Here is a 24,159-nt window from a genome sequence, read left to right on the forward strand (position 1 = left end):
CTCAGAGGACTGAGCACGGGGCTTTGTGCTCATGTGAAACGGATCACATGCTTCTGCCCGTGCTCATCGTGAGCGGGGTTGAGGGCGCGGAGTTCGAATTCGGCACGCTCTGAGTTGATGCGGACGATGACCCAGCCATTCGGGCGCTTGGGGTCGAATGTGTAGGCCACAGGGGGCAGATTGATGAGCGGGAGGCCGGTCTTTTCGTGCTTTGTTTTCAGCCAGGTGTGGGTGTGGCCGTAAATGTACCCCTGCACTTTGGGGTAGGCTGCCAGGAGGTCGAAGAGGGCATCGCTGTCTTGCAGGCAGCTGCCTTTGCCTTTTTCGTCCATGCTTGGCTGCATGGGATTGTGATGCGCCACGATGAAAGTGGGCTTGTTGGGTGCGTTGCGCAGCTCGCGCTCAATCCACACGAGCTGCTGCTCTCCGAGCAGGCCGGGGGTTTTGTTCACGAGATTGAGCGAGTCCAGGAGCACCCAGTTTACCTGGGCGCTGGTCACGGTGGCCACATGCTTGTCCGGCACGTTCATCGGGCGTTCGGCATTGGGCGGCGGGGGGCCGATGATGGCGTTGAGGAAGTTGTTGCGGTGGTCGTGGTTGCCCAGGGTGCAGTGAATCTGGATGGACTGCTCCCGCAGCGCCTGGATGCAGTGGGTGAAGGTGACGTAGTCCTCCGTTTTGCCTTCGAGGTAGGCGCAGTCGCCGTTGACGATGAGGCCAAAGGGCTTTTGGCCTATCTTGAGCACCTGGTTGGCGCAGCGGCGCAGATTTTCCGCCATGCAGGCGCCGCGCGCCACGAGGGCTTCGTCCTCGGCGATGTGGGGGTCGGAAAAAAGCACCCAAATCTGTTCAGGGATCTCCAGGGCGGAAAGCTGAGTGGCAAGCGAGCCCAAAGCGGCGGCGGAGCTGCGCTGCAGAAAGCTGCGGCGGGAGAGTGGGGGCAGGGTGATTGGCATGGGAGAGTGAAACGCTGGTCAAAGGCCGGATCGTGCGGACGAGCGAAGGCAAAGTTCAGGTGCCGAAGTAGCGGTCTCCCGCATCGCCGAGGCCGGGGACGATGTAGCACCTGTCATTGAGGCCGGCATCGACGGCAGCGGTGATGATGGCCACATCCGGGTGGGCGAGCTTCATCGCCGCCAGCCCTTCCGGGCAGCTGACGACGCAGATCATGGTGATGCGCACGGCTCCTGCCTCCTTGAGCTGCCGTGCAGCCTCGCAGGCACTGCCGCCGGTGGCGAGCATGGGGTCGAGCAGGAAGACATCCGCAGCGGAGAGGCTGGCCGGCAGGTTTGCATAGTAGGCCTGCGGCAGGGCGGTTTCCTCATTTCTCCGGATGCCCACATGGGCGACGACTGCCTCTGGCGCGAGGGGCAGAATGCCATCCAGCATGCCCAGGCCTGCGCGCAGGATGGGCGCAAAGACCAGCGGGCGTGCCAGCTGCGCCCCCTGGGTTTGCTTGAGGGGTGTCTGCACGCTGATTTCTCGCATGGGCAGCTCACGGGAGGCTTCGAAAAACAGCAGGCGCGCGAGATGGTTGAGGTGCCGCCGAAACTCGTGCGATGGCGTATCTGCAGCACGAATGGCAGCAAGATGGCACTGCGCGAGGGGATGCTGAACGACGACGACGGGCTGCATGCCGGACACTCTGCCGCGTTTGCCTGTGCTGGCAAAGTTTTCCACCACTGCGGTGACGTTCATGATAGGGTGGAGACATGAAAACAAGCTACTGTGTGCCTGTGGTGCTCGCACTAGTCCTGGGCGCATGTGACAGCGCACCCAGGGGAGACGGTTCGAGCTATTATTATCCGTCTGCCAACCGGGAGGCACCGCAGCCGGGCAAGGGCACCATCGGTCCTGGCATCGCCAGCATGGCGGGCAGTAGCGGTGCTCCCATACCGCGCGGCGGGTATGCCCCGGGCTCAGGACCCACGGCAATGCCGGGGGGGAATCAGTTCATGTATCAGCAGAACGTGTCAGGGCCTTTTGGCAGCAGCAGTTCCAGCACCGTCATCAATGCCTCTGGCGGTGTGCAGAGCTATCAGACCATCGGAAACATGCCGGTGTATCCCGGCATGATGGTTCCCGGGTACAATCCCAACATGCGCCATCCCGGCAGGATGCCGACAAGGCCGGTGTACGTGCCGGGAGTGGGCGGCGCGGCGGGGTATTACATCAATCCGAGCACTGGCGCGCGCGTGCCGGGGCCGTAGCCGGACTCACCCCTCCTTCTCCGCCTGGGCCCGCTTTGCCTCGGCACGGTGCTTGAGCACCTCAAAGACGATAGGCAGCACTGAGACGACGATGATGAGAACGAAGACCAGCTTGAGGTTGTTCTTGATGATCGGGATGCTGCCAAGGAAGTAGCCGGCGATGCTGAAGCTAAGCACCCATATGAGGCCGCCGCCGAGACTGTAGCAGAGGAAGCGGCGGTAGTCCATGCGGCCAAAACCGGCGGTGAAGGGGGCGAAGGTGCGCACGATGGGGACGAAGCGGGCGAGGATGATGGCCTTGCCGCCGTGTTTGACGAAGAAAGCCTCCGTTTTGGCCAGATAGTCGCGCTTGAACCAGCGCTGGTTGACGATCCAACCGCCCGCCTTGCGGCCGATCCAATAATTGAGGTTGTCACCGATGATGGCGGCACACATGAGCAGCGGGATGATGAGCTCAATGCGGATCAGACCCTGAGCGGAAAGGGCGCCCACAGCAAAGAGAAGGGAATCCCCCGGCAGGAAGGGCATGATCACCAGCCCTGTTTCGCAAAAGATGATCGCGAAGAGCAGCGCGTAAATCAGCGGACCATGATCCCTCGCAAAAATTTCCAGGTGCTTGTCGATGTGAAGGACGAAATCTATCATGGCTGAGGAATCTCCGGAATCAGAGCGGAGCGGCAAACGAAAACTCATGCCGATTCTGGCAGGCTCACAAAAAAGCCGGGGCTTGGCGCCCCGGCTCTGCTGGAATGAATCTGGTAATCTTGAGGAGTCTTACTTCAGCTCGGCAGTGACCACCTTTTTCCCTTCAATCTGGAGGCCGTCCACATTCTTGAATTTTTCCGCGACTTCTTCAGGGCTCAGTCCGACGTCGGCCGACTCCATGAAGCCGGCGAAGACGTCGGCGTTGTCCATGATCTTGTCGAACTGGATGTCCATGTAGCTGATGGTGCCGTCGTTCAGGTGAGTGGCGTTGGAGCTTGAGATGCCGTTGGCGCCCTTGACGGCCACCGCCACGCGCATGCCGGCAAACATGGGCTTCATCATTGCCATCTGGGATTTCATCATGGCCATTTCATCCGGGCTCTTTTTGGGCTTGGCCTCGCCGCCACCGCCCTTCTTTTTGTCGGCGTCAGGATTGGTGATGGAGAGGGTGGAGCCGCTCAGCGCGAAGGTCATCGGCTGGGTGGTGGATGGCTTGCCTTCCTGCTCAGGCTCAAAGGGGACATATTTCAGCTTGGACAGATCGGCGACGGCAAAGACCACTTTTACACCGCTTTTGCCATCGGGAGTTTTCACTTCCTCATGGGATTTGACGGTGACGCCTTCGCCGAGCTTCTTCGCACGTTCCTCGGCCTTCGCCTTGTCCATGACGAGTCCTTTGAGCTGGTCTCCCTGGCCGCCCTGCATCATCGCCGCCAGCTGGGCGCTCATGAGGACGCTCTCCTCGATGGTGGCTGTGCCGTCTTTGCTGACGATCACGGTGGACTTGATTTCGATGCAGGACGCCAGCATGCAAGCCAGGGCCGCGAGGAGGAGGGTTGAGATTTTCATGAGGGTGCAGAATAGGCGTGTGGAGTTTTCTTCTACAAGCGCAAAGACTGCTGCCGTGTGACATTTACCGTGACAGAACGGCAAGGATGCTGCTTGCCAAATGGTTCACTTTCTGAAACAAGTCAGGCATGGACTCCCATGAAGTGATCAGCAAGGCCGTCGAGCAAACCAGCTTCAAGGAGGTGGCGGCGCAGATGGGCGTCTCCCTTTCACTGGCCTACAAGTGGTCTCAGCCTGACGAGCAGCAGGGCAGCGGCACCTCCAACCCGCTCGACCGCGTGCGTCAGCTCTACGAAATCACGAAGGACCCCCAGCTCATCCAGTGGCTCTGCCACAAGGCAAACGGGGTCTTTGTGCAAAATCCCACCACGGGCGGGCCGCGCGGCATGGAGCTGATGCCCGCCACACAGGAGATCGTCCAGCAGTTTGCAGATCTCCTCACCGCCATCAGCAAGGCGGCGTCTGACAACCGCATCAACAAGGACGAGGCGGACCACATTCGCGGAGTGTGGGATGAGCTGAAACGTTTCACGGAAGGTTTCGTCCGCCTGTGTGAGAAGGGGGACTTTGCCCACCTCGCAGATGAGATCAAAACGCACCAGGGGCACAAATAACCAACCTGATTGTTGGACGCCATGGCCACCACCGGTCCGCTGCTGATCCGTCATGAAGGCCACACGCCGCGTGAACGCAGCACCTGTGGCTGGCGGGACCGTTTGATCAGCCGTGAAGATGAGGGCCTGTCCCCGGCGGCCTGGGCACATGCGGTGGACATTGATGGTGCGAAGCTCCACTACCACCGGCGCTCCACTGAGCTCTATTATGTGCTCGATGGCGAAGGCGTGGTCCTGCTGGATGGTGTCGAACAGCCTGTGACCAAAGGCTCCATGCTCCATATTCCGCCTAGTGTCGTACATGGGGCACGTGGCAAAATGCGTGTGCTTGTCATAGGCATCCCAGACATTGCTGATGACGACTATTTTGAAGTTGGCGAAGTGGCCCTGTAACTCCGGGTGGGGGTGGATTGAATCTTTCTCCCTGAGGTTTTTATGCCACTTTTTAGCAAAAGCTTCAGGTCTTTATAAAATCCATTGGACCAATAAACATTTATTATGTTTATTATTAACTGTATAGATTCAGTCCCCTTAACTTTATGAGCGAGAACGTAAGTAGCACCTTGGTGCCCGAGATCCGTGCAGTCCTTGCACAGCATGGTCGTTTCCCTGTGGAGAACCTTGCTGAGGGTGATGACCTTTACAATGCCGGTCTGACATCTTTGGCGACGGTCGCTGTGATGCTGGCTCTGGAAGACAAGTTCAATGTGGAGTTTCCAGACAATCTGATCGGCCGGCGCACTTTCAAGAGCATCGAATCCATCGCGGAAGCGATCACGAAGCTCGCCGCCTAGTCCTGGTGCCAGCGAGAGCACTCCGAGCGACAAACTCAAGACCCTAGCAGCCTGAACCCCCGCCCCATCCTGTGAGCACTCTTTGCAGCACCGAAGTGGATTTTGACCAACTTTTGAAGGAGGTGCATGCGCTGGGCAAATCTGTCCTCAGAGCCCATGCGGCAGATGTGGACCAAAAAGCGCGTTTTCCTGCCGAGTCGATCAATGCCATGCGCGAGGCACGCCTGCTGAGTGCGTATGTGCCCGAAGAATATGGCGGCATGGGCTTGAACCTGGTGCAGGTGGCGAAGATCTGCGAAACGCTGGGCCAGTACTGCGGCTCGTCGGCCATGATTTATGCGATGCATAAAATTCAGGTGGCGTGTGTGGTTCATCATGCCCAGAACTCCGAGTTCTTCCGCGATTACCTGCGGCAGCTGGCGGATGAGCAGCGGCTCATGGCCTCGGCGACGACGGAGATCGGTACGGGAGGCGACCTGCGCTCCAGCATTTGTGCGGTGGAAGTCACGGGGGATCAGTTCACCCTCACCAAGAAGGCGCCTGTGATTTCTTATGGCGAATTCGCGGACGAGATCCTGGTCACCTGCCGCAGCGCCCCGAACGCTCCGGCGAACGAGCAGCTGCATGTCATGGTGCGCAAAGGGGAATACAAGGCAGTGCCAATCTCGACCTGGGACACGATGGGCTTTCGGGGCACGTGCAGTTCGGGCTTTGAGCTGACGGCATCTGGCAGTGCGGAGCAGATCATTCCGCAGCCGTTCAATGAGATTCTGGGCCAGACGATGCATCCTTACTCCCACATCGTGTGGGGGGCGCTGTGGGCGGGCATCGCGATGGACGCGGTGAACCAGGCGCGCGCCTTTGTGCGTGCCGAAGCACGCAAGACACCCGGCGAAACCCCCATCTCAGCCATCCGCCTCGGCGAGGTGGACCAGGTGCTGCAGGTGATGCGGCACAATGTGGCGTCCATGGCCAGGGAGTATGACGAACTGCGCAGCCGAGACTGCCCAGGAGTGTTTGAAGAATTCGGCTTCTCCATCCGCACCAACAACCTGAAGCTGTCCAGCTCGCAGCAGTTCGTGGACATCGTGGGACGTGCCATGCTGATCTGCGGCATCTCAGGCTACCGCAACGACTCCAAGTTCAGCATCGCCCGTCATCTGCGGGATGCGTACGGCGCGGCGCTGATGGTGAACAATGACCGCATTTTGAAACTCAATGCCACGATGCTGATGGTCCACAAGGAAGGCTGATTATGATTTGTAGCTCAACCAACACTCTTCCCCTGACCGAAGCCTATCAGGCCTTCCTCGATGAAGTGACCCAGGCGGGGCTTCTGGTGCCGCTCGGCGTGCGCGGCGTCTATGGCTACAATGGCGTTTTTGAAGGAGTGCTGCAGGCTTTTGACCGCCTGGTCACGCGTCGCGCCGCTCACATCCAGGCGGATGTCATGCGCCTGCCTGGCGTGCTCAGTCGCGAGCACTACCTCAAGACCAGCCACATCGAAAACTTTCCCGATTTGATGGGCTCCGTTCACAGCTTCATGGGGCGTGACCGTGAACACATGGGCATGCTCTCCAAGCGTGAAAGCGGCGAGGAATGGACCCAGGATCTGGCTCCCAGCCAGCTGATGCTGACGCCTGCATGCTGCTACCCCTTGTACCCCACGGCCACTGGCACCCTGACCAGCGCCGGAAGGACGGTGGACCTGCTGTCACAGGTGTTCAGGCATGAGCCTTCGATCGACCCATGCCGCCTCCAGATTTTCCGCCAGCGCGAGTTTGTGCGCCTCGGCAGTGCCGAACAGGCGCTGGACCATCGCCGTCAGTGGATTGAGCTTGGACGCGACATTCTGGCGGAAGTGGGGCTCGCTGTGGAGATTGTGCTGGCCAACGATCCCTTCTTCGGTCGCGGTGGCCGTGTGATGGCTGCATCCCAAAAGGAGCAGGACTTGAAGCACGAGTTCACCTTCGCCGTGGCCACAGCCGAGAAGCCGACCGCCATCGCCTCGACCAACTGCCATATGGACTACTTCGGCAAGGCCTTCGACATCAAGCTGCCCAATGGCGAGGCTGCGCATTCGGCATGCATCGGCTTCGGCCTGGAGCGCATCACGCTGGCGCTGTTCAAGCATCATGGCTTTGATCCGGACTCCTGGCCGTATGAGGTGAAGAACGCCTTGGAACTATGAGCCGGCCGTTTCCAGCGCTTGACCCACAGACTTACGTCCGGCATCGCCTGCACACGCAGGAGCGCGAGTGGGCGGAGACAAACTGCTACGTGGATGTTTGGATCGAGGTGCTGCACGCCCGCGGCCTGGAGCCGATAGCGGCCCTGCCATTCACCTTGGGCATCGACTTCGAAGGGGATCAGTGGACGTTTTTCAAATACCAGCTGGCGGATCTGTATGACCTCTACGCGCTGGATGTGCAGGAGCTGGCCATCTACCGGCCGCTGACAGCCCATATTGAGGAGCAGCTCTCACTCGGAAGGCCGCTGCTCGTGGAGCTGGATTCATTTTACCTGCCTGACACCGCCGGCAGCGCCTACCAGCTTGAGCATGTGAAAACGACGGTGGCCATTGCGGAGATCGACATGGAGCGGCAGCGTCTGGGCTACTTCCATGCGCAGGGTTACTACCATCTGGAGGGAGATGATTTCGTGAACATCTTCCACCTGCGCGGCGAAAAAAATCCAGCCATCCTGCCACCCTACTGCGAGATTGTGAAGAACGCAGCCGCCCAGCCGCTGCAAGGTGAGGCGCTTCTGGATGCGTCACTCGTATTGCTGAAGCGCCAGCTCCAGCGCCTTCCGGTGGAAAATCCTTTTGTGAAATTCCGCGCGCGATTTGAGGCGGACATGCAGTGGCTCATCAACGAACCGATCACCACCTTCCACCAGTACTCGTTTGCCACGCTGCGCCAGTTTGGTTCCTGCTATGAACTGGCGGGGACTTACTTGAAGTGGCTGCAGGGCCAGGGAGTCGCGGGGCTGGACACAGCCATCGAGAGTGTGCTGGGGCTGTCTGCGAGTGCCAAAGCACTGCAGTTCCAGCTGGCACGTGCCATGGCGCGCAAAAAGCCGATCGATTTTACTCCGGTGGATCAGATGGCGGAGCGCTGGACTCTGGCGATGCAGCAGCTTAAGAGTGCGTTTCCCGCCTGACACGCCATGACCGACTCCGTGCACTTCGCCTCGTGGACATGCTGCTCGCAGGCTCCCGGAGCCTGCGCTGAACCAGTGTCGGTGAAAGGTGAGTGGTTTGCAGCGCAGGTGCCGGGCACTGTGGCCGGTGCTCTGTGTGCGAGTGGAAAATGGAACCACCAAAGCCCGCCCGAAATCGATGCGCAGGACTGGTGGTACCGCACGACCCTGACGGTGGCGCCTGTCTCAGTCGGCGAACCCTGCGTGCTGTGCTTCGACGGACTGGCCACACTGGCAGAGGTATGGCTCAACGGTGAGCGCATCCTGAGCACGGACAACATGTACCGCAGCCACCGGGTGAATGTCTCGCAGAAGCTGCGGTCGGAGAACGAGCTGGCGATATGCTTCCGCTCGGTCGCCGCTGATTTAAAAAAGCGGCGTCCGCGTCCGCGTTGGAAGACCAATCTTGTGAACAACCAGCAGCTTCGCTGGCTTCGCACCGGCCTGCTGGGGCGCATCCCCGGCTGGTCTCCGCCGGTGCCTGCCATCGGCCCATGGCGTGAGGTGAGGCTGGAACGCTCTGCGGTGCTGCTCAGCGACGTGCAGCGGACTGCCGTGCTCGATTGCGATGATGGTGTCGTATGTTTTCACGCGCGTGTGTCGTCGGCGCGGAAGGTTGTCTCTGCCCGTTTCCAAATGGGCGGGCATCAGGCTGAACTGAAGATCCTGGATGATTCGCTTCACGGTGAGCTGCGAGTGCCGAAGCCCGCGCTGTGGTGGCCGCACACGAATGGTGCTCAGACGCTGCATGCCGCGGCAGTCATTGTCGAGACTGACGGCGGAACCCATGAGTTCCCTCTGGAGCCGGTGGGCTTCCGTCGCATCGAGGTGAGCCATGAGCCCGGCTTTGCGCTGCACGTGAACGGGCAGCGCATTTATTGCCGTGGTGTGTGCTGGACGACGAATGACATTTTCAATCCTGGCAGTGCAGGGGAGTCTTTGAGGCATGATCTCACCCTGGCACGTGATGCGGGCATGAACATGCTGCGCATCGGCGGCACGATGAACTATGAGAGTGATGAGTTCTACCGCCTCTGCGATGAGCTGGGCATCCTGGTCTGGCAGGACTTCATGTTTGCCAACATGGACTACCCCGTCGAGGACGCTGCGTTCGCTGAAAACATCACGGCCGAGTCAAGGCAGCAGCTTGACCGGCTGGCGCAGCACCCCTGCGTGGCGGTCTATTGCGGCAGCAGCGAGATCGAGCAGCAGGCAGCGATGCTCGGAATGCCGCGTGAGCTCTGGCGCAACCGCTGGTTTGGCGAGCAGCTGCCGGCGCTGTGCGGCCAGCACCATCCGGGCACGGCTTATGTGCCATCATCGCCGAGCGGCGGTGTGCTGCCGTTTCATACGCGGACCGGAGTCACCCATTATTACGGCATCGGTGCCTATCTCCGTTCCCTGCATGAACTGCGGCAGGCGGATGTGAAGTTCACCACCGAGTGCCTGGGCTTTGCAAACATCCCGGAGCCTGATGCCATCGACGAGATCATGGGCGGGCTGGTGCCAGTGATGCACCACCCGCGCTGGAAGCAGCGTGTGCCTCGTGACACCGGTGCAGGCTGGGATTTTGAAGACGTCCGGGATCATTATCTAAAGGAGCTTTTCAGTGTTGACCCGGTGATGCTGCGCTCGTTTGACATGCCGCGTTATCTGGAGCTCAGCCGCGTGGCCTCAGGCGAGATGATGGCGCGTACCTTTGCCGAATGGCGCAGCGGGCACAGTCGCAATGCCGGTGCTTTGGTGTGGTTTTACAAGGATCTGTGGCCGGCTGCGGGCTGGGGCATCCTGGACAGCACGGGTGTTCCGAAAGCGGCCTACTACCAGCTCAGGCGCATGTGGCGTACGAGGCAGCTGACGCTCACAGACGAAGGTCTCGATGGCCTGCATGTGCATCTCAGCAACGAAACTGCGGAGTCCGTGGACGGCTTCATTGAGGTGCAGCTCCTGCGTGAGCCCAATGTCAGCGTGGCCCGGCATGAGTTTGCGCTGAAGCTGGGCCCGCAGTCGCAGCAGACGTGCAGTGTTGATGAGATCCTGGGGTCTTTTCATGATGTCAGCTACGCATACCGCTTCGGGCCGCAGACCCATCACGTGGTGGTCGCCACCTGGCTGAACGCGGCCCGTGAAGTGATCAGCGAGGCCTTTCATTTCACACGTGCGCGGGACCCTGAGGCGCAGCCGTTTGCCCCCGGGATGCTGAAAGCTGTGGCTGAGCCGCAGGGAGACGGCTGTTATCGGGTCACGCTGCAAAGCGAGCGCCTCCTGCATGGCGTGCGTCTTTCGGCCAAGGGCTTTCTGCCTGAGGACAACTATTTCCACCTCGTTCCCGACCGGGCAAAATCCGTGGTTTTCAGGCCAAGTTCCGGTGGTTGCTCGTTCAGGGCTTATGTTGAAGCCCTGAATTTGATGGGCGAGGTTTCTGTGGAACTGAGCTGCCCCACCCCTTGAAACCTCCCATGATTTCCCACGCCGATGATCCGTGCCCGTGTGCATCTGGGGAGATGGCACCGGTGGACCGGATCGAAAAAACAGCTTTTTACTTCAAGAGCAGCGGGCGGCCGTTGTTCGCGTGGCTGCACCGTGCTCCGGGTGGCGGCGACCACGGTGTGCTGATCTGTCCTCCGCTGGGGCATGAGCAGGTACATTCCCACCGCGCGCTGAGACATCTGGCGGACAAGCTGGCGGCACAGGGCTTTACCGTGATGCGTCCCGATTACCACGGCACCGGAGATTCGGACGGCGTGGTGGAAGATCCGCAACGGCTGGCCACCTGGCAGGCGAACGTGACTGATGCAGCCGAATGGCTGCGTGGTGTGGCCGGGTGCGGGAAGATCAGTCTTGTGGGCCTGCGCCTGGGGGCGGCGCTCGCGGCCCTGCATGCTGCCCAGCATGAAGTGGAGAGCCTGGTGCTGTGGCACCCCGTGGTGAAAGGGCGGCGCTACGTGCGTGAACTCGCCGCCCTGGCGCAGACGGCGCAAATGGCTGCGGCAGGCAACGGGGGCGACATTGAAGCCATGGGCTTTGTTTACACCCGCGAGCTGGCTGCTGATCTTGCCGAGATTGACCTGCTTGCCTGCGTGCCGCGTTGCCGGCATGTTCTGATCGCCACAAGTTCGGGCGATGGCGGGCTGCTGGACCACCTGGCCAAACATGGCGTGCCTGTGGAAGCCATCACTCCGGGCGGCTACAATGAAATGATGGCGGAACCTCATGACACGGTCGTCCCGCATGAGGCGCTTGAGGAAATTGCCGGGTGGCTCAAGGCCAAAGCGCCGCCGATGCGGGCGGCCAGTCCCATCCATGCATCGCTGCTGCAAAATGCCATGCAGACCGGAGGCTCCGCATTGGCGGATGAGAGCCTTCATCACATCAGCAGGGCACCGGATTTGTTCGGCATCATGTCAGAGCCTGCCGGGGGCGAGACGTCGCTGCCGTGGATTTTGATTCTCAATGCGGGTGCGGCTTACCGGATCGGCCCCGGACGGCTGCATGTGACGCTGGCGCGCCAGCTCGCGCAGATGGGTTATCCCAGCCTCCGCATCGACATCAATGGCATCGGTGACAGCGTGGCCGAGGATCCTGGGAAGGAAAATGACGCCTATGCTGCGACCGCCTTCCGGGACGTGGGCCTCGCATGCGACTACCTGCATGAGAAGAAGCCCGGCAGGCCCGTGGTTTTGATGGGGCTCTGCTCCGGTGCCTATGTGGCTTTTCAGTCTGCCGTGCAGCTGCCCGACTGCACCATCATGGAAAGCATCCTGATCAATCCCCTCGTCTTCTTTTGGAAAGAGGGGATGACCATCAATGATACCAGCATGGACCAGCTCGTGGCCTGGCGGGATTATGCCATAGCCATTTTCAAATGGAGCCACTGGAAGATGCTGCTGACGGGAAAAACACGCACAGGTTTCAGGGGATCCATCAAACGGTTTGCCGGCCACGCGAAGCCTTTGATTCAGAAGCTGGGCAGGAAGGTGCGGACGAGTCTGAAACCTCCTCAGCCAGTGCTGCAGGAAAAAGGCTGCGCGCATCCGGCCAGACAGGATCTGTCCGGAGATCTGCAGCGTGTGGTGACGGCCGGGCGCACACTGGCCATGTTTGTCTCGGACAATGATCCGGGTTATTTCCTGATGATGTATCAGGCACGCCGCAAGGCACGCCAGCTCATGAAGCAGGGCAGGCTGCAGTGCCGCTTCATCCACCAGGCGGATCACACTTTCTCCACCGCTGAGTCGCGCCAGACCTTTTATCTCTCTCTGGCGGATTACCTTCAGAAACGTTTTGGCGCCAGTCTCATCCAGGAACACGAGAGGCAGGATGAATGCGCAGTGCCAGCTGCAAAGATGAAGCTGTGACCGGAAGTGGTGGCACGGCGGCTTTTCTCACCTGCTTTACTTCAAGGGCGGAACGCGGAAGACCTTGCCTGTGTAGGGGCATTGTGAAAGCTGGCCCGCATTGAAGTCCCGCACGTCGATGAGACGTCCGCTGGGATCGAAGGGGCTCTTCACGACACCACGCTTGCCGGGGGCCCAGGTGGCGTATGGAATGTCTGCCGGATTCAGATCCTTTGCATGCGCTGCGTTCAGGGCGGGCTCCGTAGCTGCGGATGTGGCCGACATGGCAGGAGAGGGGGGCTGGGCTGTCGTCAGCCCCGCTTGCTGCAGTCCGGTATCTGCGGCCACGCTTCCCGAGGCTGGCGGTTTGTAGCGCTGCGCAGCCAGGTTCCAAAAGGCATCACGTGACGCAGCGCGAGGATCTTCCTTTGGAGCGTTTGCGGCAGCTGCTGGTGCACCTGCAGGCGGCGTGCCTGTTGCGGCGGGTGCCACACCTTCAGCGGCGATGGGGGCTCCCGCCGTCGCTGGTTGTGATTCCAAATTCCCTGGCAGGGCGGGGGCGGCCGCTGGGGGCTGCACGGGGTTTGTGGCTGAAGGAGGCGTATTTGCCGCCGTGCGAGGCCTGCTTTTCGAAGGAGCCCTCTTTGGCCCCTCACAAGACGCCAAGCCAAACGCGGTCAGGCACAAAAGTGCAACGGGGTAAAAGAAGCGGATCACGGCAGTAAGGGTGATTGCTGGCGCGGCCAACCAGCGCCAGATCTTTAGTGCACTGCGCTCATGCAAGCAAGCGTGAGAGGGACACAAAAAAGCCTGCAACTTTTTCAGCTGCAGGCTTTTTTGAAATTGGTTGCGGGAGTAGGATTTGAACCTACGACCTTCAGGTTATGAGCCTGACGAGCTACCGGGCTGCTCCATCCCGCGATTTGATGGGCAGCTAGAATCGGCTGTCTTGGAAGATTGGCAACCTGTTTTTCCAATACTTCGCATCTTGACCTGCAACATCGCCTGCGCCTTCTCGTTTGCTGCTTCCCGCATGAAAAACACTGCCATCACCCTTCTGCTCGCACTCGCGGGCTTCGCCGCCTCTGCCGCAGACAAACAGCCTGCCGCAGACAAGCCTTCGCCCATCGGTTACTCTGACACCCCGGTCATTCCTGGCACCCAATGGAAGGTGCACGACATTGACCGTCCACGGCCGGCTGCCGTGGCACCGAGTGAAAAGCCAGGCGGTGCGCCCTCAGATGCGATCGTGATTTTCGATGGCACCAACTCGGATGCCCTGCAGGCGAAGGAGAAGGACGCCAAGGGCAAGGAAACCGGCAAGCTGATTCCCTGCCCATGGCAGATCGACAGCGGTGTGATGATGATCTCCGGCGGTGACTGCTGGACCAAGCAGGAATTTGCCAGCTGCCAGCTGCACCTGGAGTGGATGAGCGAGCCCAATACGAAGGGCAATTCACAGAAAAAGGGCAACGCCGGGGTGTTTTTCATGGATCGCTATGAATCTCAAATGCTGGACTGTGACAACAACCCGACCTACGCCGACGGCATGACGGGCAGTGTTTACGGGCAGACGCCGCCCCTGGTGAATGCGGTGCGCCCGGCCGGTCAGTGGCAGGTTTATGACATTGTCTTCACCGCGCCCAAGCTGGAAAACGGCAAGGTGGTGGAGCCTGCTTACATCACGACGTTTGTGAATGGCATCTGTGTGCAGAACCACACGAAAATCATGGGGCCTACCAAGCACAAGAACATCACGGACTACAGCGGCGAGTTCCCCGAAAAGGCGCCGATCCGCATCCAGGATCACAAAAACGACCCTCCAGTGCGCATCCGTAACATCTGGATCCGGCCGCTCTGAGGCCGTCAGAGGTGGCACTCCACTCGACTCACAAGGCCGGAGGTTTTTCCTCCGGCCTTTTTGTTTTTTTGACTGGCTATGAACGAAAGTAAGGAAAGCGTAAAAATGATACGGTATTTATGATAATTTCATTGAAGTTAATAAACTGCGCCCTAAAGTATGAATATTCGTCGTAAATAATAAATTCCTATACCCGCCATGTTCGCCAGTTGCTTGTCGATTGAAGGACATAGCATTCATCAATACTTTGATTATGCCGCTCGCTTTCTACCCGCGCTCTATCAAAGCTGCTGCCTTGGTCGGCAGCGGGCTGGCGTCGTTTGCACGGACAAGACGTTCTGCCGAGGCCACGATACTGACCTTCCACGGGCTGAGTGAAAACACCTCTGACCGAGGCATTCTCGACTGGTCTCTGCATCTTCAGGCGGGCGTCTTTCGCAGCATTTGCGCCATGCTGGCAAAGGAGTACCACGTGATTTCGCTGGCGGATCTTGTCGAGGCCCGCACCCAGGGGTCGGGTCTTCCTGACAATTCTGTCATCATCACTTTTGACGATGGCTATGCCTCCAATTACGAGCTGGCCTATCCCATTCTGCGGGAGTTCGGACTGCACGCGACCATTTTTGTCACCACGGGTTTTCTTGATGCGGTGGAAATGTTTTGGTTTCAGCGTGCTGATCTCGCGCTCGGCCGCACCCGGAAAGAACTGCTCGACTGGAAGATCAACGGGAAAAGCCTCCGGCTGTACCTGGGCACTTATGAGCTTCGCCAGCAGTCGCTCGCGAAGCTGCTGCCTGAGCTCAAGGAACTGCCGGACGCAGATCTGCTCAGCGAAGTGGGCCGCCTGGAGAATGCGCTGGAGGTGACTGAGCCCTCATTTGATGACCTGCCCCAGGCCATGAGACCGATGACTTGGGAAATGGCCTGTGAAATGTCGCTGAGCGGGCATGTGGACATCGGGGGCCACACACATACGCATCCCATTCTGGCGCGTTGCGATGTCAGGGCAGTGCGGGCAGAAATCGCCACCTGCCGGGACCGCATACATGCTGAGATCGGCGAGCTGCCTTTTGCCTTTGCCTATCCCAATGGCGGCAGTGATGATTTCACGCGTGAAACACTCATGCTCGTGCGTGAGGCCGGTTTCAAGGCCGCATGCACGACCATCAGCGGCCGTGTTGACAGCACTGTGCCGATGCACCAGCTGCCACGCTACGGCTCGCCTGAGTCGGTGCTGGAGGCGAAAGCCACTGTGTCTGGTGCATTCGAAACACTCAAAGACTGGCGGCAGAGCTGCCGGAAGGCGATGTCGATGATATGAGGACGATCACGCTGGACACGACCAACACGCTGCAGCTGCCCATCCGGCAGACGGCACGTGCGTTCGTGGCGACGCACGCAATGCCTGCGCAAGCGTCCGACCAGCGTCCGGTGGTGCTGCATTTTGCCTACAGCATCGGTGGGGGAGGGGCGGAGGCGATGCTCATGAACCTGGCTGAATCTCTTGATCCGGCCCGGTTTCGCACCGTCGTGGTGGCTGTCAATGCCAGGCCCTGGAAGCATCAGCTCAGGCGCTTGCATGAAGCAGGGGTAAATGTACACGACCTCGAGAGCACCGCCTATCTCCATCCACGTACGCTCGCCAGACTGCATGCCGTGCTGCGCGCTGAGCGGCCGGATGTGGTGCAGACATGGACACACCATGCGGATCTTGTCGGCGGCTGGGCCGCACGGGCGGCGGGCGTGAGCAATGTTGTCTGGAGCATCCACTGCCGCGAAATTCACCGAAATCCCGGCGACAGTGACTTCAAGATGGCGCTCTTCCGCCGCATGCTGGCGGTGACTGCGCGCTGCATCCCGAAGCGCATCATTTCCTGCTCTGCCACTGCCATCGAAGACCATGAAGCCATCGGTTACCCGCGAGCCAAGATGCGCTGGATTCCCAACGGCATCAATGCAGAGCGTTTTCTGCCAGACACGGATGCCGGACTCGACACCCGGGCTGAGCTGGGGCTGCCTGCGGGTGTGCCCGTGATCGGTTACGTCGGGCGTTTCCATGAGATGAAGGATCTGGCCACTTTTTTGCGTGCAGCGGCCCTGCTCCAAAACCGTGTGCCCAAGGCCCATTTCGTTTTCTGCGGCGGGGTCGAGATCGAGCTGGGTGAGGTGGAGCGTGAGCTGCTGGCTCAGCTGCCACACCGGCAGCAGGTGCGGTTTGACTCTTTCCGCGCCGATCCATGGAAGCTGTATCCGGCGTTGGATGTGTTTTCACTTTCTTCGCGAACCGAGGCCTGCCCGATGACCATCATCGAGGCGATGTCCTGCGGTGTGCCGTGTGTCACCACAGATGTGGGCGACTGCGCTCGTCTGCTGGAAGGGGTCGGTCAGGTCGTGCCCATGCGTGACCCGGCTGCGCTGGCCGGTGCCTGGGAAAAAGCGCTGCAGCTCGGAGCGGCGGCTCGTGAAGACATCGCACGGATGTCCCGTCAGCGGGTGAATGAACATTTTACCATCGCCCACGCGGCACGGCAGTATGCAGAAACTTATGCAGAGCTCCTGGAGGTGAAGGCATGAAAGCGCTTCTTCTCTGCATGGCGCTGGTCTTTCCTGCAGCCGCCCAGCCGGTCAAAGTGGCGTTTTGTGATGGCATGACCCGCATTCCGCGTGAGGGGGCCGCGCCTGTCTCAGGCGCAAACATTCTTTACGCAGCACGGGGTGAGTGGGAGCCGCTGCAGATCATCATCACCGCCACACCAGAGCAGCTCAAATCCATGCGGGTGGTCGCCACCGGGATCGCCAAGAATGATTCTGATGCCCTGCTGCCTGCGCCGAAGGTGCTGCGCGAGCATTACGTGCGAGTGTCCAAATCCACACCGCGGGCGCCATTGCCAGCGGGGGATTATCCGGATGCGCTCGTGCCGCTCGACATGCCTCTGCAAGAGAGCCACGGTTCTGAGGTGGTGAACCAGCCATACTGGGTGGATGTTTTTGTGCCTTACACGGCTGCCCCGGGCGCATACACCGGCCAGGTGCGGTTCGAATTTGCCGATGGCCTGAAAGTCATCGCCTGTTACACGCTCAATGTCTGGGATTTTGACCTGCCGGTCGTGCCCCAGCTGCGCACGTCGATCATGACCACGGTGCGGCATGTGGCTCAGGTCCATGGGCTGGATTATCATGACAACGCGCCAACACCGCCGCATGCGGCATTGCTCGATGCCTACTACGACATACTGGCCGAGCATCGCCTGAGTGTGGACCAGATCTACGGCAGCTATCCCGACGCCGGCACTGGCAAGCTGGATGAAGAAAAAGCCGAGAAAGCGCTGCGAAAGCACCTGCTGCATCGTCATTGCAACAGCATTGGGCTGCCAATCTGGCCAAAATGGCCTTTTCAGGACCCCCTGGGTGCGGACCGTGAGGCTGCGATGAGCTATGTCGCGCAGTGGATGAAGCTGCTGGCCAAAATTCATTGTGAATCACGCGGGTACGTCATCATGGGAGACCTGGATGAGCCGAACGATGAAACGGCCTATGCCACGGTGCGCCGCTGGGGCGAGTTCTTCAATGAAGTGGAGAGGAAGCATGGCGTGCGTGTGCCGCTGCATGTCACCGAACAGCCGACGGCTGAAAAATCGGCGTGGGGTTCGCTGAACGGTGCGGTGGACATCTGGGTGCCGCATTTCAGCGAAGTGTGGAAGGACATGGAATGGGCCGGCGGGAGGCATGACATCGCCCTGCGTCGTCAGGCGGGTGAGGAAGTGTGGACCTACGCGGCGCTCGTCCAGATGCCGGTGGCGTGGGAGGAGCAGCACGGCAGGCCGCAGCAGCTCGGCAGCAGCTTTCCACCTGTGTGGGCAATCGACTATCCGCCCATGGCGCACCGCATTGTCGGCTGGTTGTTTCCGAAGCACGGCATCACCGGCTTCGACTACTGGGACACGATCTTTGCCGCCGAAGGCGTCGATGTCTGGCAGGATGCAGGCACCTTCAAAACACCTGATGGTGCGACTTACAACGGAGATGGCTCCTACATCTACCCTGCCACGGAAAAGCACCAGGGCCGCAACGCCCCGGTGGCCTCCATGCGTCTGAAGTGGCTGCGTGAAACGGCGGAAGACTATGACTACCTGATGCTGGCGCGCCAGATGGGCCTTGAGGACGAGGCGCGCCGCCTCACCGCCAGTTTTGCACGTGGGTTTGGCGACTGGGATGACAATCCAGGCAGGCTCCTGAATGCGCGCCAGCAACTGGGGGCGCTGATTGAAGCCGCGCAGCATCGCAAACAATCAGCCGCATTGCCGGCAGGAGGTGCAAAATGACTTCGCTGATGCTGGGCTCCAATCTGCGCCGCACCGCGCCCCATGCTGCTGCCGCTCCGCGTCGTGGTGTGCTGACGCTCGAGATCGTCCGTGATGAAGCGGGATTCCTCGCGCTGCAGCCTTTCTGGGATGTGCTGGTCGAAAAGATGGCCACGCGTTCGCCATTCGTCCGCTGGGACTGGATGAGCCTGTGGTGGGAAGAGTGTCGCAAAGAAGCGCGGCTGGCCATTGGCGTGCTTCGTGATGCCGCAGGTGTGCCGCAGGCGATCGCGCCGCTCATGCTCGCCTCTGAGCCGGATTCTGTGCGCAAGCATCTCGTGACACTGGCCTTTCTGGCAGGATTTGGAGAGGCGCACGGAGAGCGGCTGGACCTCATTGTGCCTGCCGGGCAGGAGGATGAACTCACGCCGCAGCTCTGTGGTGTGTTCAAACTGCTGATGCCGGAATGCGACAATGTCCGTCTCAATCACCTGCCGGAAGAATCTCCCAACAGACCGCATCTCCTCGCGGCTCTGCAGGAGTCGTTCAGCCATGCTGGCGTGCTGAACCGTCAGATTGGCCGGTACATCAACCTGCCTGCCTCCTGGGAGGAATACGAGGCGCGTCACAGCTCGAAATGGCGCAATCTGCTGCGCCGCTGCCGCAGGGCGTTCACGGCAGAGCATGCAGGCACTGCCAGCCATGCCGGCGAGCGCATGACCGTTGACGACACGATGAAGGAGTTCCGGGTGCTGCATGCCATGCAGTGGGCGGAAGGTGTCAGCAGCTTCACCACGGAAGCCTCCTGGCGCTTTCACCAGCGGCTGGCGGCGCGCTGGCTGCCGCAGCAGCGCGCATGGATGCCCATACTCGAAGCCGATGGCAAACTGGTCGCCGCCCTGTACGGCTTCGTCGAGCGTGAGGAGTTTTTCCAGTACCAGTCGGGCTGGGAGCGTGCACTGGCGAAGATTTCCCCGGGAAAACTGGTCATTCGCTGGACTGTGGACTGCTGCATCCAGCGAGGCCTGCGGGTGTTTGACATGCTGCCCAGCGACTACGAGTACAAACGGCAGTGGTGTGACGGAGAGCGCTGGCTGCTTGATCTCGAAGGCTTCAATCCCACCAGCTGGCGTTCCAGGGCATTCACGGCACTGCGCACAGTGCGCCGCTGGCTGCCACGGCGTTCTTCTTCAGCGGCGGCTCTTACCGCCGAGTAATTTTTTCATATGGCCATTTCCTACAGCATTCAACCTTCAAACGCCGCCCCCAAGGACGGCTTTGGGGCTATGCTCGCCCTCGCACCAGCGCGTGGGCTGGCGCCGCTGGCGCCGTCCATCACCATGCCCGCGCATCCGGGCTCTTCCCCTGTGTTTGATCCGCGTGCCTTCCTGCCGCCGATCAATCCGCAGGATTTTGAGGTGCAGTCGCTCATCAGCCTGGTCGACGTCATAGGCTACATCCGCAAGCGCTGGCTGCGGGCGGCCTTGCTTGGGCTCATGCTGGCGGCGTTCACTTTTTATTACCTCGGCATGGGGGTGAAAATCTATGAGGCTGAATCGCAGCTGCTCCTGCGCATTCAGGACGCCAATCCGTTCAAGTTTGACGCCATGTCCGGGCGCGGAGTCACCGAGCTGAGCGCGGTGCAGCTGATCAACAACCACCGTGCGGAACTGCTGTCCGGACGCTTTTTGAGCTACTTCTACGACCACTTCCCGGCGAAGGACCGCGACGCGCTGCTTGACCGCGAGGCCCACTCGCTGGGCCGCAAGGACGAACTGCTCAAGCTGCTGGGGCTTTACAAGCCAGGCAAGCCCGGCGACCCGCGCGAACGTTTCATTGACCTGATGATTGCCAATGTGCGTGTGGAGCCGCTCAAAGAGTCGCACATGCTCCGGGTGCAAATCCGGGATCGCGATCCGAAGCTCGCAGCAGAGCTGGCCAATCGGTTTGTTGAAGACTACACCCGCTATGTGGCGGAGCAGGAGGGGCAGCTGAGTGCCGATGCCTCCACCTTCCTCGAGTCAAAATCCGAAGAGCTGCTGAAGCGCCTGCGTGAATCAGAGCAGAAACTCGCCGAGTACCGAAAGAAAGAGGGCCTCATGGAGGACTCGGAATCCAAGGAGGTGTCCAATGAAAAGGTGCGGCAGCTCAACGCCGCGATCACGGATGCCGACCTGAAGCTCACCAAGGCCAAAAGCGATCTCAAAGACCTTGCCGCTGCGCAGAAGTCCGGCCGTGACCTGACCGAGCTCAAAGTTTTCGCAGACAACGCCGACGTGAGCTTCATCCGCAAGCAGCTCGACGCCAAGATCGCCGAGCGCGCGCCTTTGGAGGCGACGTGCGGGAGGAAGCACCCGCGCATGATCGCGCTGGCAAATGAAATCGAAACACTGCGCGCGGGGCTGGACCATGCGGTCAGCAATGTGGTGGGTATCATCCAGGCCGAGGTGGAGTCCCAGGAGCGGCAGCTTGCCGACTATCGCCGTCAGCTTGAGGAGGCACGCGGCGTGGCTCTGGACGTCAATGGCAAAAATGTGCAGCTGAACCTGCTGCGCGATCAGGTGCGCATGGACCGTGATCTCTACGAAAAAATCGAGGCGCGCCGCAGCCAGGCCGCGCTGACAAGCCAGTTCCGTGACAGCGGCATGCTGCGAGTGGTGGATGTGGCCATGGTGCCGGAAAAGCCTGTGAAACCCAGCAAGCCTCTTGCTGCGGCCGCCGCCATCATGCTTTTCGGCATCACCTTTCTGGGACTGCCCGTTGGCTGGGGCATCTTCGATGATCATGTGAGGAAGCTTTTCCGGCCCAAGGTGGAAAAACCTGCGGCGCAAGATCAGACGCAGCACACTGCCTATGGCTACGGCTATCCTGCTCAGCCGGTGCCACCGCCAGCATCTCCCTTTGCCATCGCCAAAGCTGCCCCTACGCCAGTTTTGCCTGCGGTGAATCACCCGCTGCAGGCAGTGCCGCAGCCGCAAACTCGCCAGGTGCCGGTCATCAAGCCTGCCAGCGGTGAAGCCACCGTTCTGGCCCGGCTGCCTTACGTGCACGGTTCCAGCCCCGAAGCCATGCTCTCAGAGCTGCTAAAGCCGGAGCCCCTCGGGGCCTCCAGTGCGCTGCATCAGCTCACCAGCACACTCGAAAAGCAGGCGATGAGCCGTGGCAGCACCGCCGGGGTGGTCCTCATCACCAGCGCGGGCACAGGCGAAGGCAAGACGCTGGTCTCCGCCGCACTGGCCGCCGCTTTCTGCCATCAGGGCCGCCGGGTGTTCATGATGGAGTGCAATCCATCCTCCCCCACGATGCACCAGTGGTTCCCGCGCACCATGCAGGGCTACGGAGCGTATGCGAATGATCTGAGTGTTCTGCGCTACGGGCACAGCAATCTCTTCCTGCTGCCCGGCTGCGACCTGCCCGCCCATGCCACGAATGAACTGCTCGACGGATATCGCAGCTGGATCGAGCGGGCAAAAACGGAGGTGGACTGGATCATTCTGGATGCCTCGCCGCTGCTGAACAGCTTTGCGAACGTCGCTCCACTTGCGCCGCTCGCGACCGATGTGCTTATCGTCAACAACCCCGCCAAGACCACGCCCGCCCAGCTGCGCGCCGGGCTGGCCCTGCTGCAGCCGATGATGTCCTCCAGCGCCCTGCGCGGCATGGTGGTGAACGGGGGTTGATCTCAATGCGCGCCCGCCGCGCTTGAGCCAGCCGTCTTGGTGCACAGGAAGATGAGAGGGATCATGGCCAGAAGGAGCAGCCCGGCTACATGGAAGCAGTCGTTGAAGGCCAGGATGAAGGCCTGCTTGCGCACGGTGGCATCGAGCAGATGCAGGGCGCGGTCTTGTGCACCGACGGCATCGATGCCCTGGGAAATGAGATTTTGGGTAATGGCGGCGATTCGGTCGCGAGTGAGCGGATTGTAGAGGCTGATCGCTTCGCCGAGATGATGAGAATGAAAATGCTCGCGACGGGTGAGCAGGGCGGAGAGCATGGCGATGCCAACGGAACCGCCGAGATTGCGCAGCATGTTGAAGAGGCCCGAGGCGCTGGCGGCGTTCTGCGTCTCAATGCCGCCGGTGGTGATAAGGGAGAGCGGGACGATGATGCAGGTGAGACCCAGAGCGCGCACGATCTGCGGCAGCACCAGCTGGTCGTGCGCGGTGTCGGCGCTCATGGTGCTCATCATCATGGCGCTGAGGCCGAACAGTGCGAGGCCGAAGGCGACGATGGCGCGCTTGTCGAACCATTGCATGAGACGCGGCATGAAGGGCATGACCACGAGCTGAGGCAGGCCCACCCACATCATGGTGGAGCCGATCTGCATGGCGTTGTATCCCTGGATCTGCGCCAGATAGACGGGCAGCAGATACATGAAGCCGTAGAGGCAGAGGCCCAGCACCAGGTTCACAATGCTGCCGAGCAGGAAATTCCGGCGTGCAAAGAGGCGCAGGTTCACCACGGGCGTGATCTTCTTGCGCATCAGCTCAATGGCGACAAACAGCGGCAGCGTGATGGCGGCGAGGATGGCCAGGCGTGTGATGAACCCGGAGCCGAACCAGTCCTCCCGCGTGCCCTCTTCCAGAAAAACGGTGAGCGAGCCAAGGCCGAGCGCCATGAAGAGAATGCCGGTCCAGTCTCCCTTCTTTAGCAGCGGCAGCTGCATGGGCGTGGCATTAAGGCCCCAGGCGATGGCGGCCACGAGGAGGATGCCGGGCACCAGATTGATGTAAAAGATCCACGGCCAGGAGTAGTTCTCGGTGATCCAGCCGCCCACAGTAGGGCCGATGGCCGGTGCAAACATGGCGCTGAGGCCGAAGAGGGCAAAGCCCACGGGCTGCTTGGAGGCAGGCAGCTTGAGCAGCACCATGGTGGACGCCATGGGGATGAGCGCGCCGCCGGTAAAGCCCTGCAGGGCGCGGAAGACGATCATGCTGGAGAGATTCCACGCAAAACCGCAGCAGATGGAGAAGACGAGAAACAGCACGCTGTTCCAGATGAGGTAGCGCCGCATGCCAAAGACCTGTGCCAGCCAGCCGCACAGCGGGATGACGACGATCTCCGGCACGAGATAGGAAAGGGAGACCCATGAGCCTTCATCCAGCGTGGCTCCGATGCCCCCGGTGATGTTTTGCAGCGAGGAGTTGGAAATCTGGATGTCCAGCACCGCCATGAAGGCGCCCAGCAGGGAGCCTAGCACGGCCACCCAGTTGCGGAGGTTCTCGCGGGAAGCCGTGGGCACATCGTCCAGCGGCATGGAAAGTGCAGGGCTTCGCGTCATGGC

General features: G+C 60.5%; 21 protein-coding genes and 1 tRNA gene. 15 read left to right on the plus strand and 7 right to left on the minus strand.

Annotation, left to right across the window (positions count from 1 at the left end):
* Positions 1 to 29: 29 nt before the first annotated feature.
* Complete coding sequence (locus tag ACFQDI_RS24445) at positions 30 to 956, minus strand: metallophosphoesterase family protein (RefSeq protein WP_377171990.1); 927 nt, start codon at positions 954 to 956, stop codon at positions 30 to 32.
* Between the two features lie 55 nt (positions 957 to 1,011).
* On the minus strand, positions 1,012 to 1,698 hold the full coding sequence (upp, locus tag ACFQDI_RS24450) for a uracil phosphoribosyltransferase (RefSeq protein ID WP_377171992.1): 687 nt from the start codon (positions 1,696 to 1,698) through the stop codon (positions 1,012 to 1,014).
* Positions 1,699 to 1,712: 14 nt separating this feature from the next.
* On the opposite strand from upp, the gene ACFQDI_RS24455 reads away from it, so the two are divergent.
* Entirely contained in the window at positions 1,713 to 2,210 is a 498-nt protein-coding gene (locus tag ACFQDI_RS24455; RefSeq protein WP_377171994.1) for a hypothetical protein, read from the plus strand.
* Positions 2,211 to 2,216: 6 nt separating this feature from the next.
* On the opposite strand, the gene ACFQDI_RS24460 is transcribed toward ACFQDI_RS24455, so the two are convergent.
* Together ACFQDI_RS24460 and ACFQDI_RS24465 are read right to left on the minus strand one after the other, a co-directional pair.
* Entirely contained in the window at positions 2,217 to 2,855 is a 639-nt protein-coding gene (locus ACFQDI_RS24460; protein WP_377171996.1) for a DedA family protein, read from the minus strand.
* A 129-nt stretch (positions 2,856 to 2,984) separates the two neighbouring features.
* Entirely contained in the window at positions 2,985 to 3,764 is a 780-nt protein-coding gene (locus tag ACFQDI_RS24465; RefSeq protein ID WP_377171998.1) for a hypothetical protein, read from the minus strand.
* A gap of 128 nt (positions 3,765 to 3,892) precedes the next feature.
* Between ACFQDI_RS24465 and ACFQDI_RS24470 the strand changes: the two genes are divergently transcribed.
* From ACFQDI_RS24470 to ACFQDI_RS24505, 8 genes are all read left to right on the plus strand, one after another.
* On the plus strand, positions 3,893 to 4,378 hold the full coding sequence (locus ACFQDI_RS24470; RefSeq protein ID WP_377172000.1) for a phage regulatory CII family protein: 486 nt from the start codon (positions 3,893 to 3,895) through the stop codon (positions 4,376 to 4,378).
* 21 nt (positions 4,379 to 4,399) lie between these two features.
* A complete protein-coding gene (locus ACFQDI_RS24475) occupies positions 4,400 to 4,771 on the plus strand; it encodes a cupin domain-containing protein (RefSeq protein ID WP_377172002.1) in 372 nt (123 codons plus the stop codon).
* 146 nt (positions 4,772 to 4,917) lie between these two features.
* Positions 4,918 to 5,172, plus strand: coding sequence for an acyl carrier protein (locus tag ACFQDI_RS24480; protein WP_377172004.1), 255 nt, complete (start codon positions 4,918 to 4,920; stop codon positions 5,170 to 5,172).
* 71 nt (positions 5,173 to 5,243) lie between these two features.
* Complete coding sequence (locus ACFQDI_RS24485) at positions 5,244 to 6,425, plus strand: acyl-CoA dehydrogenase family protein (RefSeq protein WP_377172006.1); 1,182 nt, start codon at positions 5,244 to 5,246, stop codon at positions 6,423 to 6,425.
* 2 nt (positions 6,426 to 6,427) lie between these two features.
* Positions 6,428 to 7,363: an amino acid--[acyl-carrier-protein] ligase gene (locus ACFQDI_RS24490; RefSeq protein WP_377172008.1), complete on the plus strand. Its 936-nt coding sequence runs from the start codon at positions 6,428 to 6,430 to the stop codon at positions 7,361 to 7,363.
* Positions 7,360 to 8,337 (plus strand): DUF1839 family protein, encoded by a 978-nt coding sequence (locus ACFQDI_RS24495; RefSeq protein WP_377172010.1) that lies wholly within the window; start codon positions 7,360 to 7,362, stop codon positions 8,335 to 8,337. Before ACFQDI_RS24490 ends, ACFQDI_RS24495 begins: the two co-directional genes overlap by 4 nt.
* A gap of 6 nt (positions 8,338 to 8,343) precedes the next feature.
* Positions 8,344 to 10,827, plus strand: coding sequence for a glycoside hydrolase family 2 protein (locus ACFQDI_RS24500; RefSeq protein WP_377172012.1), 2,484 nt, complete (start codon positions 8,344 to 8,346; stop codon positions 10,825 to 10,827).
* A gap of 8 nt (positions 10,828 to 10,835) precedes the next feature.
* Positions 10,836 to 12,734 (plus strand): serine aminopeptidase domain-containing protein, encoded by a 1,899-nt coding sequence (locus ACFQDI_RS24505; RefSeq protein WP_377172014.1) that lies wholly within the window; start codon positions 10,836 to 10,838, stop codon positions 12,732 to 12,734.
* A 36-nt stretch (positions 12,735 to 12,770) separates the two neighbouring features.
* Here the strand turns inward: ACFQDI_RS24505 and ACFQDI_RS24510 are convergent, their stop codons facing one another.
* Together ACFQDI_RS24510 and ACFQDI_RS24515 are read right to left on the minus strand one after the other, a co-directional pair.
* Complete coding sequence (locus ACFQDI_RS24510) at positions 12,771 to 12,998, minus strand: hypothetical protein (RefSeq protein ID WP_377172016.1); 228 nt, start codon at positions 12,996 to 12,998, stop codon at positions 12,771 to 12,773.
* Positions 12,999 to 13,557: 559 nt separating this feature from the next.
* Positions 13,558 to 13,634 (minus strand) — tRNA-Met (locus tag ACFQDI_RS24515).
* Between the two features lie 112 nt (positions 13,635 to 13,746).
* Between ACFQDI_RS24515 and ACFQDI_RS24520 the strand changes: the two genes are divergently transcribed.
* The 6 genes from ACFQDI_RS24520 to ACFQDI_RS24545 all read left to right on the plus strand — a co-directional run bounded on the left by ACFQDI_RS24520 (position 13,747) and on the right by ACFQDI_RS24545 (position 22,555).
* Positions 13,747 to 14,574 (plus strand): 3-keto-disaccharide hydrolase, encoded by an 828-nt coding sequence (locus ACFQDI_RS24520; protein WP_377172018.1) that lies wholly within the window; start codon positions 13,747 to 13,749, stop codon positions 14,572 to 14,574.
* Positions 14,575 to 14,827: 253 nt separating this feature from the next.
* A complete protein-coding gene (locus tag ACFQDI_RS24525) occupies positions 14,828 to 15,895 on the plus strand; it encodes a polysaccharide deacetylase family protein (protein ID WP_377172020.1) in 1,068 nt (355 codons plus the stop codon).
* Positions 15,892 to 17,148 (plus strand): glycosyltransferase, encoded by a 1,257-nt coding sequence (locus tag ACFQDI_RS24530; RefSeq protein WP_377172022.1) that lies wholly within the window; start codon positions 15,892 to 15,894, stop codon positions 17,146 to 17,148. Before ACFQDI_RS24525 ends, ACFQDI_RS24530 begins: the two co-directional genes overlap by 4 nt.
* The gene (locus ACFQDI_RS24535) at positions 17,145 to 18,896 is read left to right on the plus strand and encodes a DUF4091 domain-containing protein (protein ID WP_377172024.1); all 1,752 of its coding nucleotides are present in this window, start codon (positions 17,145 to 17,147) and stop codon (positions 18,894 to 18,896) included. The genes ACFQDI_RS24530 and ACFQDI_RS24535 overlap by 4 nt, the downstream gene beginning before the upstream one ends.
* Positions 18,893 to 20,092 carry a GNAT family N-acetyltransferase gene (locus tag ACFQDI_RS24540; protein WP_377172026.1) on the plus strand — a complete coding sequence of 400 codons (1,200 nt, stop codon included), beginning with the start codon at positions 18,893 to 18,895 and terminating at the stop codon, positions 20,090 to 20,092. Before ACFQDI_RS24535 ends, ACFQDI_RS24540 begins: the two co-directional genes overlap by 4 nt.
* Positions 20,093 to 20,101: 9 nt before the next feature.
* Positions 20,102 to 22,555: an exopolysaccharide transport family protein gene (locus ACFQDI_RS24545; RefSeq protein ID WP_377172028.1), complete on the plus strand. Its 2,454-nt coding sequence runs from the start codon at positions 20,102 to 20,104 to the stop codon at positions 22,553 to 22,555.
* Positions 22,556 to 22,557: 2 nt separating this feature from the next.
* Here ACFQDI_RS24545 and ACFQDI_RS24550 read toward each other — a convergent pair whose 3' ends face one another.
* Positions 22,558 to 24,156 (minus strand): DHA2 family efflux MFS transporter permease subunit, encoded by a 1,599-nt coding sequence (locus tag ACFQDI_RS24550; RefSeq protein WP_377172030.1) that lies wholly within the window; start codon positions 24,154 to 24,156, stop codon positions 22,558 to 22,560.
* Positions 24,157 to 24,159 lie beyond the last annotated feature (3 nt).

Source organism: Prosthecobacter fluviatilis (assembly GCF_042655725.1).
Lineage (GTDB): Bacteria > Verrucomicrobiota > Verrucomicrobiia > Verrucomicrobiales > Verrucomicrobiaceae > Prosthecobacter > Prosthecobacter fluviatilis.

Coding starts and splice junctions, on each gene's coding strand:
- ACFQDI_RS24445 (WP_377171990.1), bottom strand. CDS start 956: ATGCCAATCACCCTGCCCCCACTCTCCCGCCGCAGCTTTCTGCAGCGC.
- upp (WP_377171992.1), bottom strand. CDS start 1,698: ATGAACGTCACCGCAGTGGTGGAAAACTTTGCCAGCACAGGCAAACGC.
- ACFQDI_RS24455 (WP_377171994.1), top strand. CDS start 1,713: ATGAAAACAAGCTACTGTGTGCCTGTGGTGCTCGCACTAGTCCTGGGC.
- ACFQDI_RS24460 (WP_377171996.1), bottom strand. CDS start 2,855: ATGATAGATTTCGTCCTTCACATCGACAAGCACCTGGAAATTTTTGCG.
- ACFQDI_RS24465 (WP_377171998.1), bottom strand. CDS start 3,764: ATGAAAATCTCAACCCTCCTCCTCGCGGCCCTGGCTTGCATGCTGGCG.
- ACFQDI_RS24470 (WP_377172000.1), top strand. CDS start 3,893: ATGGACTCCCATGAAGTGATCAGCAAGGCCGTCGAGCAAACCAGCTTC.
- ACFQDI_RS24475 (WP_377172002.1), top strand. CDS start 4,400: ATGGCCACCACCGGTCCGCTGCTGATCCGTCATGAAGGCCACACGCCG.
- ACFQDI_RS24480 (WP_377172004.1), top strand. CDS start 4,918: ATGAGCGAGAACGTAAGTAGCACCTTGGTGCCCGAGATCCGTGCAGTC.
- ACFQDI_RS24490 (WP_377172008.1), top strand. CDS start 6,428: ATGATTTGTAGCTCAACCAACACTCTTCCCCTGACCGAAGCCTATCAG.
- ACFQDI_RS24495 (WP_377172010.1), top strand. CDS start 7,360: ATGAGCCGGCCGTTTCCAGCGCTTGACCCACAGACTTACGTCCGGCAT.
- ACFQDI_RS24500 (WP_377172012.1), top strand. CDS start 8,344: ATGACCGACTCCGTGCACTTCGCCTCGTGGACATGCTGCTCGCAGGCT.
- ACFQDI_RS24505 (WP_377172014.1), top strand. CDS start 10,836: ATGATTTCCCACGCCGATGATCCGTGCCCGTGTGCATCTGGGGAGATG.
- ACFQDI_RS24510 (WP_377172016.1), bottom strand. CDS start 12,998: ATGTCGGCCACATCCGCAGCTACGGAGCCCGCCCTGAACGCAGCGCAT.
- ACFQDI_RS24520 (WP_377172018.1), top strand. CDS start 13,747: ATGAAAAACACTGCCATCACCCTTCTGCTCGCACTCGCGGGCTTCGCC.
- ACFQDI_RS24525 (WP_377172020.1), top strand. CDS start 14,828: ATGCCGCTCGCTTTCTACCCGCGCTCTATCAAAGCTGCTGCCTTGGTC.
- ACFQDI_RS24530 (WP_377172022.1), top strand. CDS start 15,892: ATGAGGACGATCACGCTGGACACGACCAACACGCTGCAGCTGCCCATC.
- ACFQDI_RS24535 (WP_377172024.1), top strand. CDS start 17,145: ATGAAAGCGCTTCTTCTCTGCATGGCGCTGGTCTTTCCTGCAGCCGCC.
- ACFQDI_RS24540 (WP_377172026.1), top strand. CDS start 18,893: ATGACTTCGCTGATGCTGGGCTCCAATCTGCGCCGCACCGCGCCCCAT.
- ACFQDI_RS24545 (WP_377172028.1), top strand. CDS start 20,102: ATGGCCATTTCCTACAGCATTCAACCTTCAAACGCCGCCCCCAAGGAC.
- ACFQDI_RS24550 (WP_377172030.1), bottom strand. CDS start 24,156: ATGACGCGAAGCCCTGCACTTTCCATGCCGCTGGACGATGTGCCCACG.